12 protein-coding genes are annotated in these 13,562 nt (G+C 62.3%); 2 read left to right on the top strand and 10 right to left on the bottom strand.

The window, feature by feature from the left end; genetic code table 11:
* Positions 1–159 precede the first annotated feature (159 nt).
* From ACIQ2A_RS13360 to ltnD, 5 genes are all read right to left on the bottom strand, one after another.
* Complete coding sequence (locus ACIQ2A_RS13360) at positions 160–1,365, bottom strand: efflux RND transporter periplasmic adaptor subunit (protein WP_398479823.1); 1,206 nt, start codon at positions 1,363–1,365, stop codon at positions 160–162.
* Positions 1,355–4,552, bottom strand: a complete 3,198-nt coding sequence (locus tag ACIQ2A_RS13355) for an efflux RND transporter permease subunit (RefSeq protein WP_398479821.1) — start codon at positions 4,550–4,552, stop codon at positions 1,355–1,357. Before ACIQ2A_RS13355 ends, ACIQ2A_RS13360 begins: the two co-directional genes overlap by 11 nt.
* Before the next feature lie 316 nt (positions 4,553–4,868).
* Positions 4,869–6,146, bottom strand: a complete 1,278-nt coding sequence (gene otnK / locus ACIQ2A_RS13350; protein WP_398479819.1) for a 3-oxo-tetronate kinase — start codon at positions 6,144–6,146, stop codon at positions 4,869–4,871.
* Positions 6,143–6,925: a 2-oxo-tetronate isomerase gene (otnI, locus tag ACIQ2A_RS13345; RefSeq protein WP_398479816.1), complete on the bottom strand. Its 783-nt coding sequence runs from the start codon at positions 6,923–6,925 to the stop codon at positions 6,143–6,145. Before otnI ends, otnK begins: the two co-directional genes overlap by 4 nt.
* A 14-nt stretch (positions 6,926–6,939) precedes the next feature.
* Positions 6,940–7,857 (bottom strand): L-threonate dehydrogenase, encoded by a 918-nt coding sequence (gene ltnD / locus ACIQ2A_RS13340; protein ID WP_398479814.1) that lies wholly within the window; start codon positions 7,855–7,857, stop codon positions 6,940–6,942.
* Positions 7,858–7,981: 124 nt separating this feature from the next.
* Here ltnD and ACIQ2A_RS13335 point away from each other — a divergent pair, with 124 nt between their 5' ends.
* Both ACIQ2A_RS13335 and ACIQ2A_RS13330 read left to right on the top strand, forming a co-directional pair.
* A complete protein-coding gene (locus ACIQ2A_RS13335; protein ID WP_398479812.1) occupies positions 7,982–8,644 on the top strand; it encodes an aldolase in 663 nt (220 codons plus the stop codon).
* A 124-nt stretch (positions 8,645–8,768) separates the two neighbouring features.
* Entirely contained in the window at positions 8,769–9,059 is a 291-nt protein-coding gene (locus ACIQ2A_RS13330; protein ID WP_398479810.1) for a GIY-YIG nuclease family protein, read from the top strand.
* 97 nt (positions 9,060–9,156) lie between these two features.
* Here ACIQ2A_RS13330 and ACIQ2A_RS13325 read toward each other — a convergent pair whose 3' ends face one another.
* The 5 genes from ACIQ2A_RS13325 to ACIQ2A_RS13305 all read right to left on the bottom strand — a co-directional run.
* Complete coding sequence (locus ACIQ2A_RS13325; protein ID WP_398479885.1) at positions 9,157–9,861, bottom strand: ABC transporter ATP-binding protein; 705 nt, start codon at positions 9,859–9,861, stop codon at positions 9,157–9,159.
* Positions 9,845–10,579 (bottom strand): ABC transporter ATP-binding protein, encoded by a 735-nt coding sequence (locus ACIQ2A_RS13320; protein WP_398479808.1) that lies wholly within the window; start codon positions 10,577–10,579, stop codon positions 9,845–9,847. The genes ACIQ2A_RS13325 and ACIQ2A_RS13320 overlap by 17 nt, the downstream gene beginning before the upstream one ends.
* Positions 10,576–11,559 carry a branched-chain amino acid ABC transporter permease gene (locus ACIQ2A_RS13315; protein WP_398479806.1) on the bottom strand — a complete coding sequence of 328 codons (984 nt, stop codon included), beginning with the start codon at positions 11,557–11,559 and terminating at the stop codon, positions 10,576–10,578. Before ACIQ2A_RS13315 ends, ACIQ2A_RS13320 begins: the two co-directional genes overlap by 4 nt.
* Entirely contained in the window at positions 11,559–12,392 is an 834-nt protein-coding gene (locus tag ACIQ2A_RS13310) for a branched-chain amino acid ABC transporter permease (protein WP_398479883.1), read from the bottom strand. The genes ACIQ2A_RS13315 and ACIQ2A_RS13310 overlap by 1 nt, the downstream gene beginning before the upstream one ends.
* Before the next feature lie 245 nt (positions 12,393–12,637).
* On the bottom strand, positions 12,638–13,562 hold a 925-nt coding region (locus ACIQ2A_RS13305), incomplete at its 5' end, for an ABC transporter substrate-binding protein (RefSeq protein ID WP_398479804.1).

The following is a 13,562-nucleotide window of genomic DNA, read 5'->3' as shown; positions in this document are numbered from 1 at the left end:
CGGCGCCGTGGGGAGGGTGGATCGAGGCGAGCGTTCAGCGAGCATCGAGACGGGTGGGGTGTTTCCACAAACTCTGACGTCACGTGGGGAGAGACCCCACCCGGCGCCACCCTCCCCACTGCGCGGCTGCGCCGCTTGGGGGAGGGAGACCATCGGCCCCTACCCCTTCACTTCCTTCTTCTCCGTTTCCGCCGTCGGCTTGCCGTTCTTCGCGGCCGGGCCGCCGCTCACGCGCACCTTGTCGCCGTCGTTCAAACCATCCGGCGGTGCCGTCACGATCCGGTCATCGGCGGCCAGGCCTGAGCCGATCTCGATCTCGCGGCCGAGATCGCGGGCGATGGTCACCGTCTTGAACGCGATCTTGTCATCCGGCGTCACCGTTGCGACCCGCAGCCCCTTCTCGCCAAAGATCAGCGCGCTGGCCGGAACATGCAGCGGTGCCGCATTGCCCGTCAGTGCCAGTTTCACATTGGCAAAACCGCCCGGCATCAGCTTGCCGTCGGAATTGTCGAGGCCGAGCTGCATGCGCGTGGTGCCGGAGCCGACATCCACCGACTTCGAGGAGGCTTCCACCGTGGCTTGGAACACCTCGTTGGGATGATCCGGCACCGTGATGGTCGCCTTGTTGCCGATCTGCACCGAGGGCGCGAAATTCTGCGGGACTTCCACATAGACGCGCAGCTTCTTGATGTCCGAGATCACGAACATCGCGGCACCCGTGCCGGTGCCGCCCGAAATCAGCGCGCCGACATCGGTGTTGCGCTGGGTGACGATGCCGTCGAACGGCACGGTGATCTTCTTGTAGTCGGCCAGCGCCTCGAGGCGTTGCACATTGGCCTCGCCGGATTTCACGGCGGCGCGCTTGTTGTTGAGGTCGGCGGTGCGCTCGTCGATTTCCTGAGCGGAGACGAAATTCGACGCCACCAGGGTCTTGCGGCGGTTCAGGGTCGCTTCCGAGAGTTTTGCGCTGGACTGCTGGCTGACCAGATCGGCGCGGGCCTGCAGGAGCTGCTGGTCGAGATCCGGGGCATCGATTTCGGCGATCACCTGCCCGGCTTTGACCTGGGCGCCCATATCGGCGTCCCAGCTCTTCAGATAGCCCGAGACGCGGCCGAAGATCGGCGCGCGCGCATAGGCCTCCAGGCGGCCAGGAAGGTCCAGCGTGGGCTTCAAAGGCCGGCTGCCGGGCAATGCTACGGCAACCGACGGCACCGCCTGTTCGGCCGTCCAGCTCTTGAGTTCCGTTTCAGTCTTGGCGCGGGCCATGATGCCGGTGACGACAACGCTGCCGGCGACGACGAGGCCGACCACACCGGCTACGCCGAGTTTGCGGCGGGAGACCTGGGATGTCTGCTCAGTGGGCATGTGAAGGCTCCGAAGCGGCCGGATGGGCCGGCATAGGCGAGTGATCGGACTGCTGTTTCTTGTGCACGAGGCTGAACACGACCGGCACGAACATCAATGTGGCGATAGTTGCAAAAATCAAGCCGCCAATGACCGCGCGACCAAGCGGCGCATTCTGCTCGCCGCCCTCGCCGAGGCCGAAGGCCATGGGCGCCATGCCGATGATCATGGCCAGCGCCGTCATCAGGACCGGGCGGAACCGGGTAAAGCCAGCTTCCAGCGCCGCCTTGATGGGGTCACCATGCACCGCATAGCGCTCGCGGGCGAATGAAATCACCAGCACGGAATTCGCCGTGGCAACGCCCATGCACATGATGGCGCCCGTCAGGGCTGGAACCGACAGCGTGGTCTGGGTGGTGAACAGCATCCAGACAATGCCGGCAAGCGCCGCCGGCAGCGCCGTGATGATCACGAACGGATCCGACCACGACTGGAAGTTCACCACGATCAGAAGATAGATCAGCACCACGGCACCGAGCAGGCCGAACAGCAGGCCGGCAAAGGACGAGTTCATGGTCTCGACCTGGCCGAGCAGCGCCACCGTGGAGCCGCGCGGCAATTCGGCCTTGGTGTCTGCCATGGCCTTGTAGATGTCGTTCGAGACCGAGCCGAGGTCGCGGCCCTGGGTGGTGGCGTAGATCTGCACCATGGTCTGGATGTCGTATTGCGACACCACGGCATTGGTAGCGGTGCGCTTGATATTGGCGATGCCGCCGAGAATCGGCGAGCCCTGCGCGCTGGCCGAGGTGATCGGCAGCGTCTGCAGCGCGTTCAGCGAATCCATCTTGTATTGCGGGGTCTGCATCACGATGGAATAGGAGATGCCGTTGTCCGGATTGAGATAATAGGTCGGCGCCACCTGCGAGGAGCCGGCGAGATTGACCACGAGGCTGTTGGTGACGTCGCGCTCGGTGAGGCCGACGAATTGCGCGCGGGTGCGATCGACATCGATATTGAAGCCGGGATTGTTGGGCGACTGCTGGATGCGCGCGTCCGCAATGCCGGGGATCTGCTTCACTTTGGCGAGCAGCTTGTTGGCATAGGCAAAGTTCTCGGCCGTGCGATTACCACGGATCTGCAGATCGATCGGCGCCGGCGCACCGAAATTCAGGATCTGGCTGACGATATCGGCCGGCAGGAAGGCGAAGCTGGTGCCGGGGAATTCGCGCGGCAGTTTTTCACGCAACTGCTTCACATAGTCTTCGGTCGGCTTGTGGCCGTCACGCAGCTTGATCTGGATATCGCCATCGGCGCTGCCGAGCACGCCGGTGTTGTTATAGGTGAGATTGATGCCCGAGACGGGCAGACCGATATTGTCGGTCATGGTCTCGATCTCAGAGGCCGGGATGATGTTGCGGATCGACTTCTGGATGTCGGCGAGTTGATTGGCGGTTTCCTCGACGCGGGTGCCGACCTGCACGCGGACATGCATCAGGATGCTGCCGGCATCGACCTGCGGGAAGAAGTTGCGACCAAGGAACGGCACCAGCGCGAAGGATGCACCGACGAACAACAGGAAGCCGATCACGAAGATGGGCCGGCGCGTCAGCGCCAGATCAAGCAGGCTGTAATAGACGGCACGGAATTTCTCGAACCGGTTTTCGAAGCCGCGCTGGAACTTGACCAGCGGATTGCGCGTCGGTGGCTTTTCGCCGTCGTGATGCACATGCGGCTTCAGCAGATATTTCGCCATGGTCGGCACCAGCGTGCGCGACAGGATGAACGACCAGATCATGGCGAACATCACCGACATGGCCATCGGCACGAACAGGAATTTGGCGATGCCATTGAGGAAGAACATCGGCACGAAAACGATGCAGATACACAGCAGCGACACGAAAGCCGGCGTCACGATCTGCGCCGCGCCGTCCATGATGGATGTCTCGACATCCTTGCCCTGTTCGAGATGGTAATTGATGTTCTCGATGGTCACTGTCGCGTCATCGACGAGGATGCCGACGGCGAGTGCGAGGCCGCCCAGCGTCATGATGTTCAGCGTTTCGCCGAACATCGACAGCATGATGATGGCGCCTAACACAGCGAGCGGAATCGAGACCGCGATGATCACCGTGGAGCGCCAGCTGCCCAGGAACAGCAGGATCATGATCGAGGTCAGCGCCGCCGCGATGACGCCTTCATGCGCCACGCCCGAAATCGCGCCGGCGACGAACATGGACTGGTCGCCGATATAGGCGATCCGAAGCGCGTCCGGCAGCGCGGGGCGCACCTCCTCCACCTTCTTCTTCAGGCCGGCAATGATGTCGAGGGTGGAAACCGAGCCCGCCTTCAGCACCTGCATCAGCACCGAGCGATTGCCGTCCACATGCACGATATTGGTTTGCGGCGAGTTGCCGTCGCGCACCGTGGCGACATCGCCGACATAAACCATGGCGCCATTAACCAGCCGGATCGGCAGATTGGCGAGTTCGTCGATCTTCAGCGGCGAGTTGTTGAGATTGATCGTGTATTCGAACTGGCCGATCTTCTGCGAGCCGACCGGCGTGATCAGGTTCTGTGCGGCCAATGCATTGGCGACATCCTGCCCCGACAGCCCGCGCGCCTGCAGGGCGCCGGGGTTGAGATCGATGGTCACCTGCCGCTGCTTGCCGCCGAACGGGAACGGAATTGCCGCGCCGGGCACCGTCACCAGCGAGGTGCGCAGCTGGTTGAAACCGATATCCTGCAATTGCTGTTCGTTGAGGCCGTCACCTGACAGAGCGACGTTGATGATCGGCACCGTGGAGGCCGAGTAGTTCATGATCAGCGGCGGCGTGGCCCCCGGCGGCAGCTGCCGCAGCAGGGTCTGCGAGATCGCCGTGACCTGCGCATTGGCGGTGCGGATATCGACATTGGGCTGGAAGAAGATCTTGACGATGCCGAAGCCGTTATAGGAATTGGCGACGATGTGTTCGATGTCGTTCACCGTCGTCGTCAGCGAGCGCTGGAACGGGGTGGTGATACGGCCGGCCATCTGGTCCGGCGGCAGGCCGGTATAGCTCCACACCACGCCGATGACGGGGATGCGGATTTCCGGGAAGATATCCGTAGGCGTGCGCAGTGCGGCGAGCGGTCCGACGATCAGAAGCAGCAAGGCCAACACGACGAAGGTGTAGGGCCTGGTCAGAGCAATACGCACCAACGAGATCATGTAACGACGGTCTCCGGGCCAACCGCTGCTGCGATGCAGCGTAAATAGAGGCGCGCGATGATGTAGCTCAACTTCAAGGGTTTAGCTATGGAACGAAGGCTCATGGGCCTTCACTTCGTCGCTATTGTTAATCGTTTAGTAGCTCGCCGTGGCGCCGCGACAACAGTTTTATGCTTAAAAAGACGAGGTTTCTGCAATCGTCACTGCGCCGTCATGACGGCGGCAAGATGAACGATTTGTAATGCATAATGCAACGGCAAATGCCTGCTCATTCAGGCAGCCCTCCGCCCGTTACATGAGCCGGAGGCGCGAACAGCTAAGGCATCAGCTTCAAGGCATCCGCGAAGAAATCCGGGCCGCCGAAATTACCGGACTTCAGCGCGAGAAGCATCTCGCCATCTTTTGCGCCGACGGCGCGCAGCACGGGGACACCCGCCGCGATCTCCGCGCCCACCAGAAAGCCGGGAATGCCCAGCCGATCGACCACCGCGCCCGCCGTCTCGCCGCCGGCGACCACCAGCCGCCGGACGCCGGCGCCGACCAGTGCCTCGGCGAGGTCGGCCATGGCCTGTTCGATGGCGTGACCGGCCGCCTCGCGGCCATGGCGCTTCTGTAGCTGCGCAACTTGGTCAGGCGATGAGCTGCTCGCAATCAGGATCGGGCCCTTGGCGAGATGCTCCTTGGCCCAGGCGATGGCACGCTGGACCTCATCCTTGCCGGCGACCACTTTATCGGAATCAAGATGCAGCACAGGCATCGCCTGCGCCGCCTTTGCGATCTGCTGCAAGGTTGCCTGCGAGCAACTGCCGGCAAGACATGCGGCTAAGCCGCCGACACGCTTTTCGGCCAATGATGTCGCAACTGCCGTCTTCACACGTCCCGATGCAATGAGCCCGCGTGCGAGGCCAAGACCGAGACCGGAGGCGCCGACGGAGACGCGATGATCGAGCGCGACCATACCGATGGTTTCAAGATCCTTTGCGAACACGGCATCGATGATGGCGGCGCCAAAGCCGTTCTCCGACAATCCATCGAGATGCGAACGCACTACATCCGCGCCGCTTGCAACGATGCCGAGATCGACAAGGCCGATATTGGTCTCGCTTTGCCGTGCCAGCACGCGCACCAGACTGGAATCATGCATCGGATTGAGTGGATGATCTTTCAGGGGGCTTTCATTGAGCGGCACGGTGCCGACGAACAGATTGCCCTGATAGACTGTGCGCCCGGTCTCCGGGAAAGCCGGCGTGACCAGCACGATATTGTCGCCGGCATCCTCGCGTAGCGCGTCCATCACCGGGCCAATATTGCCTTTGTCGGTGGAGTCGAAGGTCGAGCAAATCTTGAACAGCACATGCGATGCGCCGCGGCTGCGCAGCCACCTGTCGGCGGCGCGCGATTTCTCGACGGCGACGCTGGCCTCGATGGAGCGGCTCTTCAGCGACACCACGACGGCATCGACCTCGGGCAGTTTCAAATCATCGGCGGGAATGCCGATGGTCTGCACGGTGCGCAGCCCGTTGCGCGTCAGCGTGTTGGCGAGATCGGACGCGCCGGTATAGTCGTCGGCGATGCAGCCCAGTGCGAGCGTCATACCTTCACTCCCGCATAGGGCTTGAACCAGTCGAGGCCCGCCACCGTGTCCCCGGCGGGACGATACTCGCAGCCGACGTAATTGTCGTAGCCGAGGCGATCGAGTTCGGCGAACAGGAACGGGTAGTTCAGCTCCTCGCCCGCCGGCTCGTTACGCGACGGCACGCTGGCGATCTGGATGTGACCGATATGCGGCAGCATTTCGCGCAGGCGGATGGTGACGTCGCCATGCAGGATCTGGCAGTGATAGATGTCAAATTGCAGCCCGACATTGGGGATGCCGAGATCGACGATGATGTCGCGGGCGAACATGAAATCGTTGAGGAAGTAACCGGGCACGTCGCGGCCATTGATCGGCTCGATGACCACATCGATGCCGTGATCGCCAAGGAAATCCGCGGCCCATTCCACCGACTTCCTGAATGCATCGACAGCCTTGGGATCATGGCGATCGGCAAGGCCGGCCATCATATGCAGGCGCCGCACGCCAGTGGCTTCGGCATAAGGCAGCGCCGTGTGCAGGCTCTGGCGCAGATCGTCGAACTTTTCGGGGCGCGCAGCAAAGCCCTTTTCGCCCGCATTCCAATCGCCGGGCGGGAGATTGAACAGCACTTGCTTCAGGCCGTTGCGCTGGAGACGGGCGGCGATCTCTTCCGGGGCGTGTTCGTAGGGAAAGAGGAATTCGACGGCCGTGAAGCCGGCCTTGGCGGCGGCATCGAAACGATCGAGGAACGGGTGTTCGTTGAACATCATGCTGAGATTGGCGGCGAAACGGGGCATTGATGGTCTCCGGCTTACTTCTTGTCGCCCGGGAGCGTCGTCCCGGTCACTTGCGCATACATGCGCGCCACCGATGCGTCGTCGTCGCGGCCCATGCCTGCAGCAGATGTCATCAGGAACATCTGCAACGCCGCCGCCGAGACCGGCACCGGGAATTTCGCCGTACGCGCCATGTCCTGGATGATGCCGAGATCCTTGACGAAAATATCCACCGCGCTGCGTGGCGTGTAATCGCCATCGAGCACATGCGGCATGCGATTCTCGAACATCCACGAATTGCCCGCGGAGGCGGTGATCACCTCATAGACCTTGCGGATATCGAGCCCCTGCTTCGCGGCGAAGGCGATGGCTTCGGAGGCCGCGGCGATATGCACGCCGGCAAGCAGCTGGTTGATCATCTTGAACGCCGCGCCCTGCCCGGCGGCATCGCCGAGTTCATAAAGCTTTGCGGCCATGGCATCGAGTGCGGGACGAGCCTTGGCGAAGGCCGCATCGCTGCCCGAGGCGAGAATGGTGAGCTCGCCCTGGGCCGCGCGCTGCGCGCCGCCGGAGATGGGTGCATCGAGATAATGGCGGCCGGTGGCTTCAAGCTCGCCAGAGAGGCGGCGCGCCACATCGGGATCCATGGTGGCGGAGGAGATGAACACCGCGCCTTTTGCAAGCGTCCCGGCGACGCCATCCTTGCCGAACAGGATCGCCTCGGTCTGCGCCGCATTGACCACCACGCTGACGACGATATCGGCGGACTTGGCGGCTTCCGCCGGGGTCGCGGCGCCCTTTCCGCCTTCGCCGACAAAACGTTTCACGGCCTCGGCGCTGACGTCGCATCCGGTGACGGTAAAGCCCGATCGCTTGAGCGACAGGGCCATTCCATAGCCCATGGAGCCCAGACCGATGACGGCAATATCGGGTTTGTCGGGTGCAGATGACATCGGGCAGTTCCTCGGACGTTCCAGCTGGCCGCTCTGATCGGGCCTTGTCCTCTCGGTAACACGGCTTGGCCTTGCTGCCAAAGCATGGGACAACGCGGCGGCGAGGAAATGGCAGGGATAGCCAGTGACTGACACACGGTTGCGTGACGATATCTGCCGGCTCGGCCGCTCGCTGTTCGAGCGCGGCCTGACGCCGGGCTCTTCGGGCAATATCAGCGTGCGCTGCGACGATGGCGGCTGGCTGGTGACGCCGACCAATGCTTCGCTCGGCTGGCTCGATCCGGCAAAGCTGTCGCGGCTGGATGCGCAGGGGCGCCTGATCTCCGGCGACAAGCCGACGAAGGAAGTGCCGCTGCATACAGCGCTGTATGAGACACGCGGCACGGCGCAGGCGATCGTCCATCTGCATTCGACCCATTCGGTCGCGGTCTCGATGCTGCCGGAGGTCAATCCGCGCGCGGTACTGCCGCCGATGACGCCCTATTACATGATGAAATGCGGCGCGACGGCGCTGGTGCCCTATTATCGGCCGGGCGACCCCGCGGTGGCGGATGCCATCAAGGGACTGGCTGGGAAGTATTCGTCAGTGCTGCTTGCCAATCACGGCCCGGTGGTGGCGGGCGACAGCCTGGAGGCCGCGGTCTATGCGATGGAGGAACTGGAGGAGACGGCGAAGCTTTATCTGCTGCTACGGGGGCTGAACCCGCGGCATCTGTCGCCGGAGCAGGTGAGCGATCTGGTTGACGTGTTTGGGCTGACGGTGCCGGAGCATGGGCACGATCACTAACAGCCGTCATTGCGAGGAGCGAAGCGACAATGAAATCCAGTCTTCGCCTGTGGCCCTCTGGATTGCTTCGCTTCGCTCGCAATGACGGGGGATAGGATGGTGAATTGTCGCGAAGGGGGACGCGATGAAAGAGCCTTGCGTTTACATGATGGCCAACCAGCGGAATGGGACGCTTTATGTAGGCGTGACGAGTGATTTGCTGAAACGCGCACACCAACATCGTGAAGGCGTGGTCCGAGGCTTCACTAAAACCTATGGCTGCAAACTTCTCGTCTGGTACGAGGTGCATGAGACCATGGAATCCGCCATTCTGCGAGAAAAACAGATCAAGGGCGGCAGCCGGGCAAAGAAGCTGGCGCTAATTGAATCGATCAACCCGGAATGGAAAGATTTGTACCCAAGCCTGTTCGAGTAACTCCGTCATTGCGAGCGCAGCGAAGCAATCCAGAGCCGCTTGTCTGGAAAGAACTGGATTGCTTCGTCGCTTCGCTCCTCGCAATGACGGCTGCGATTTACAGCCCCAGATACGCCTTTCGCACATCCGGATTGCTGGCGATCTCCGAGGCCTTGCCCTGCATCAGCACGCGGCCGGTCTGCAGGATGTAGGCGCGATCGGCGATCTCCAGCACTTCGGCCATGCGTTGCTCAACGATCAGCACGGTCATCCCGGTATCGCGGATCTTCTTCACCGCCTGGAAGATCTCGTCCACCAGTTTTGGCATGATGCCCTGAGAAGGCTCATCCAGCATCAATAACCGTGGACGCGTCATCAACGCGCGGCCGATGGCGAGCATCTGCTGCTCGCCGCCGGACAGGGTTTCGGCGCGCTGCTCCAGCCGTTCGGACAGTCGCGGGAACAGCTCGAACACGAATTCCAGCGGCTTCTCGCGATCGGCCTGGCTGCGATACATGTAGCTGCCGAGCTTGAGATTGTCCTCGACCGACAGCCGCGGGAACAGGCGGCGGTTCTCCGGCACATAGGCGATGCCGCGCGCGGTGATGAGATGCTGCGCCATGCCGTTGATCTGCTGGCCGTCGAAAGTCACCGTGCCCGAACGCGGGCGCTCGGCGCCGGCGATGGATTTTATCAGCGTCGATTTCCCCGCGCCATTGGCGCCGCAGACGGCGACGACCTCGCCCTTGGCGACATCGATCGTCACATCCGAAATCGCGACCAGGCCCTGATAGGCGGTGGTGACGTCACGCACCGACAGCATGGCGATCCCCGAGATATGCACTGATGACTTCTGGATGCCGGACGACATCCGCGGGTTTGCCCTCGACGAGCTTCTTGCCGAGATTGAGCACGATGGCGCGATCGACCAGCGGCATCACGATTTCCATGACATGTTCGACCATCAACACGGTGACGCCGGTGTCGCGCACCTTGCGCACCAAAGCAACGCCGGACTGCGCTTCGAGCGGCGTCAGGCCTGTGAGACATTCATCGAGCATCAACAGCTTCGGCTCGGTGGCAAGCGCGCGCGCCACTTCGAGGCGGCGCTTCTCTGACGGGATGAGTTCGCGCGCCAGCTTGTCAGCACGCGGAGCGAGGCCGCAGAATTCGAGGACGTCATGGGCCTTGCGGCGAGCGTCCTTCATCTTGTCATTCCGGATCAGCGCGCCGACGATGACATTGTCGATCACCGTCATCGTCTCGAAGCTCTTCACGACCTGGAAGGTGCGCGCGATGCCGAGCGCACAGCGCTCGGCGGCGGGCATGTGGGTGACATCCTTGCCGTCGAACCAGATCGAGCCCTGGGTCGGCGGCAGCACGCCGGCGATGAGATTGAACAAGGTCGACTTGCCGGCACCGTTCGGTCCGATCAGGCCGACGATCTCGCCACGGCCAACCGAGATCGAGACATCGCTATTGGCGATCAGGCCGCCGAAACGTTGCCAGACGCCACGGGTTTCCAACAGAGGCGCGCTCATTGCGGCACTCCTTTCGAGGCCGGACGGCGCGAGAACAGGCCGATCAGGCCATCCGGCCGTGCCAGCGAGATCAGCACGATGACAGCGCCATAGAGAATGAGATCGACGCCGCGGCCGGAGCCGCCGATGAAGGAGCGGGTCAGTTCGGTCATCGGGATCAGGATGACGGCACCGAGCACTGGCCCCCACAGCGTGCCGATGCCGCCAAGCACCGCCGGCAGCGCCATCAGCAGCGAGAACTGGAAGGTCATGACGCTTTCAGGATCGATATAGGACACGAACTGCGCATAGAACGCGCCACCAATGGCGGTGAGAAACGCAGAGACGGCGGCCGCGCCCATCTTGGAATTGAACACGACCACGCCGAGGCTCTCGGCCGCGTCGGGATTGTCCTTCACCGCGCGCCACCAATAGCCCCACTTGGAATCTTCAAGCCACCAGGTGATGAACCAGGCGACGCAGCAGAACACGAGCGCGAAGTAATAGAACGGCAGCTTGCTGCGGGTGAACTGGAATTTGGCCCAGCTGTCGCCGCGCACGGGGATGTCGATGCCGAGGGCAGCACCTGCGTAGTCCCAATTATGGAACAACAGGAAGCCGATTTCGGCGATGACGATGGTGGCGATGACGAAATAGTGGCCGCGCAGGCGGAAGGTGGGATAGCCGAGCGCCAATGCGATCACCGAGGAGATCGCCCCGCCCGCCAGCATGCCGAACCAGGGCAGCACACCGAATTTGGTGAACAGCAATGCCGTCGTATAGGCGCCGAGGCCGAAATACAGTGCATGGCCGAGGGAGATCTGGCCGCAATAGCCGCCAAGGATATTCCAGGCCTGCGACAGCGCCGCATACATCAGGGTCAACACCATGATGTTCTGGACATAGACATCCTTGACGAAGAACGGCACGCAGGCCGCGATCGCCGCGAGCACGGCGGCAAGGATGAGGTCGCGGCGGCGGCGTTGGGTGAAGCTGTCCATCAGATCGATCCGAACAGGCCGCGCGGGCGGATGAAGACGACGAGGAGATAGACGGCATAGATGCCGACCGATTTCAGCGACGGCGGCAGGATCATCGCCGTGGTGGCCTCGACCAAGCCGACGATGATGCCGCCGGCAAAGGCGCCGAACACGCTGCCGAAGCCGCCGAGTGCCACGGTGACGTAAGCGATCAGCGCGAAGGACGCGCCGACATCGGGATAGATGTAGAAGAAGATCGCCATGACGCCGCCGGCAAGGCCGATCAGCGCCGAGCCGAGACCCCAGCCGAGCGCAAACACCTTGTTCTTGTCGATGCCGACCAGCGCCACCGCACCTGCATCCTCACGCGTCGCTTCCAGCGCACGGCCGAAATCGGTCTTCTTCATGAAGAAGTAGAGCGCGCCGAAGGCGGCGATGGAGATCAGCGCACCGACCAGCTGCGGCACCGGCAGGAAGACGCCAAAGAACGAGATGGTCTTGCCGCCCAACATAGAGGCCGGGATGCTGCGGTAGTCCGGTGTGAAGAAATACTGGGCGAGGCCGCGCATCAGGATGGCGAGGCCGAAGGTCGCAAAGATCTGCACCATGCCGATATTGGCTTTGGCGCGCATGGCGAAGCGGATGATGATCAGATAGATCACCGCGCCGAACACGAACATGCCAGCCGCGACGATGGGAATCGACAGCAAGGGATCGACCGCCCAGAACATGAAGAGGAAGAAAGTGAGGTACATCGCCAACATCAGGAATTCGCCATGGGCGAAGTTGGTGACGTCCATCAGCCCGAAGATCAGCGCGAGGCCGACGGCGAGCAAGCCGTAAAGCAGCCCCATCAGCAATCCGCTGGCAAGGCTCTGGATGATGGTCGCGGCGGTCACGGATTGATCCTCTCTGTCCGTCGTCCCCGCGAAAGCGGGGACCCATAACCACCGACATCACAATAGAAGCGATGTCGGCCGGGCCAGGTGCAAACCAATCCTTCGGAGGATATGGATCCCCGCTTTCGCGGGGATGACACCGGAGTGTGCAACGACGCCGTCGGGTCCGACGACGTCACGATCGCGTCTGAAAACGCGGCTTACGGCATCGGCCAGATTGCTTCCGCCACGGCGGCCTGCGGCGGGAAGATGGTGACGAACTTGCCGCCGGTATATTGCAGCAACACCGGGTCGGCATTGTTGTTCTGGCCCATCTCGTCGAACTTCACCTTGGCCCATGGCATGATGGTGCTCTCGCCCGGCATGTCGGTGGCGACCAGCGCTTCGCGGATCTTGTCGCCATCGGTGGATTTGGCGCGGTTGATGGCGTCGGCCATCACGATCAGGCCCATGAACTGGCGCGACGAGTAGTCGTTGAAGTCCTTGCCGGACTTCTCCTTGAACATGTCGTTGATCTTGCCGACCATCGGACGCTTGGCCGCGAGATCGATGGAGAACGAACCGCGCGAGATCACGCCCGGGATCTTGTCGCCGACGGCGTCATACAGCGCCTTTTCGGAGAATCCGGCGTCCTGGGCCACGATGTTCTTGGCCTTGTAGCCGAGCTCGCCCATCGTCTTGATGAGCAGGATGCCGTCGGTGGTGTAGCTCGACGGCATCAGCACGTCGGCATTCGCCGCCTTGAGCTGCTGCACTTCGGCGGTGAGCGAGGGCGAATTGGCGCGATACTTGATGTCGGCGACGATCTTATAGCCGCGATCGGCGGCAAGCTTGAGCTGCGCATTTGCCGAGTCCGTGCCGAAGATCGTGTCTTCGTGGAACAGCGCCAGCGTCTCGATCTTCTGGCCCTTCTTCTTCAAGGCATCGAAGAAGTCGAACATCGCGGTGGAGAACATTTCGTCATGCGGTGCTGCGCGGAAGTAATATTTCAGACCGCGGCGATGCAGGCTGGGCGACGAGTTGTCGGCCGACAGAAACGGGATCTGGTAGCGTTCGCAGATCTGGCTGACGGTGACGGCCACGGCGCTCTGATAGGTGCCGACGATGGCAGACACCTTTTCCTGG

This window comes from Tardiphaga sp., assembly GCF_044336785.1.
Lineage (GTDB): Bacteria > Pseudomonadota > Alphaproteobacteria > Rhizobiales > Xanthobacteraceae > Tardiphaga.
The sequence above is the reverse complement of the archived record's forward strand: the minus strand, read 5'-3'. Positions and strand labels throughout refer to the sequence as shown.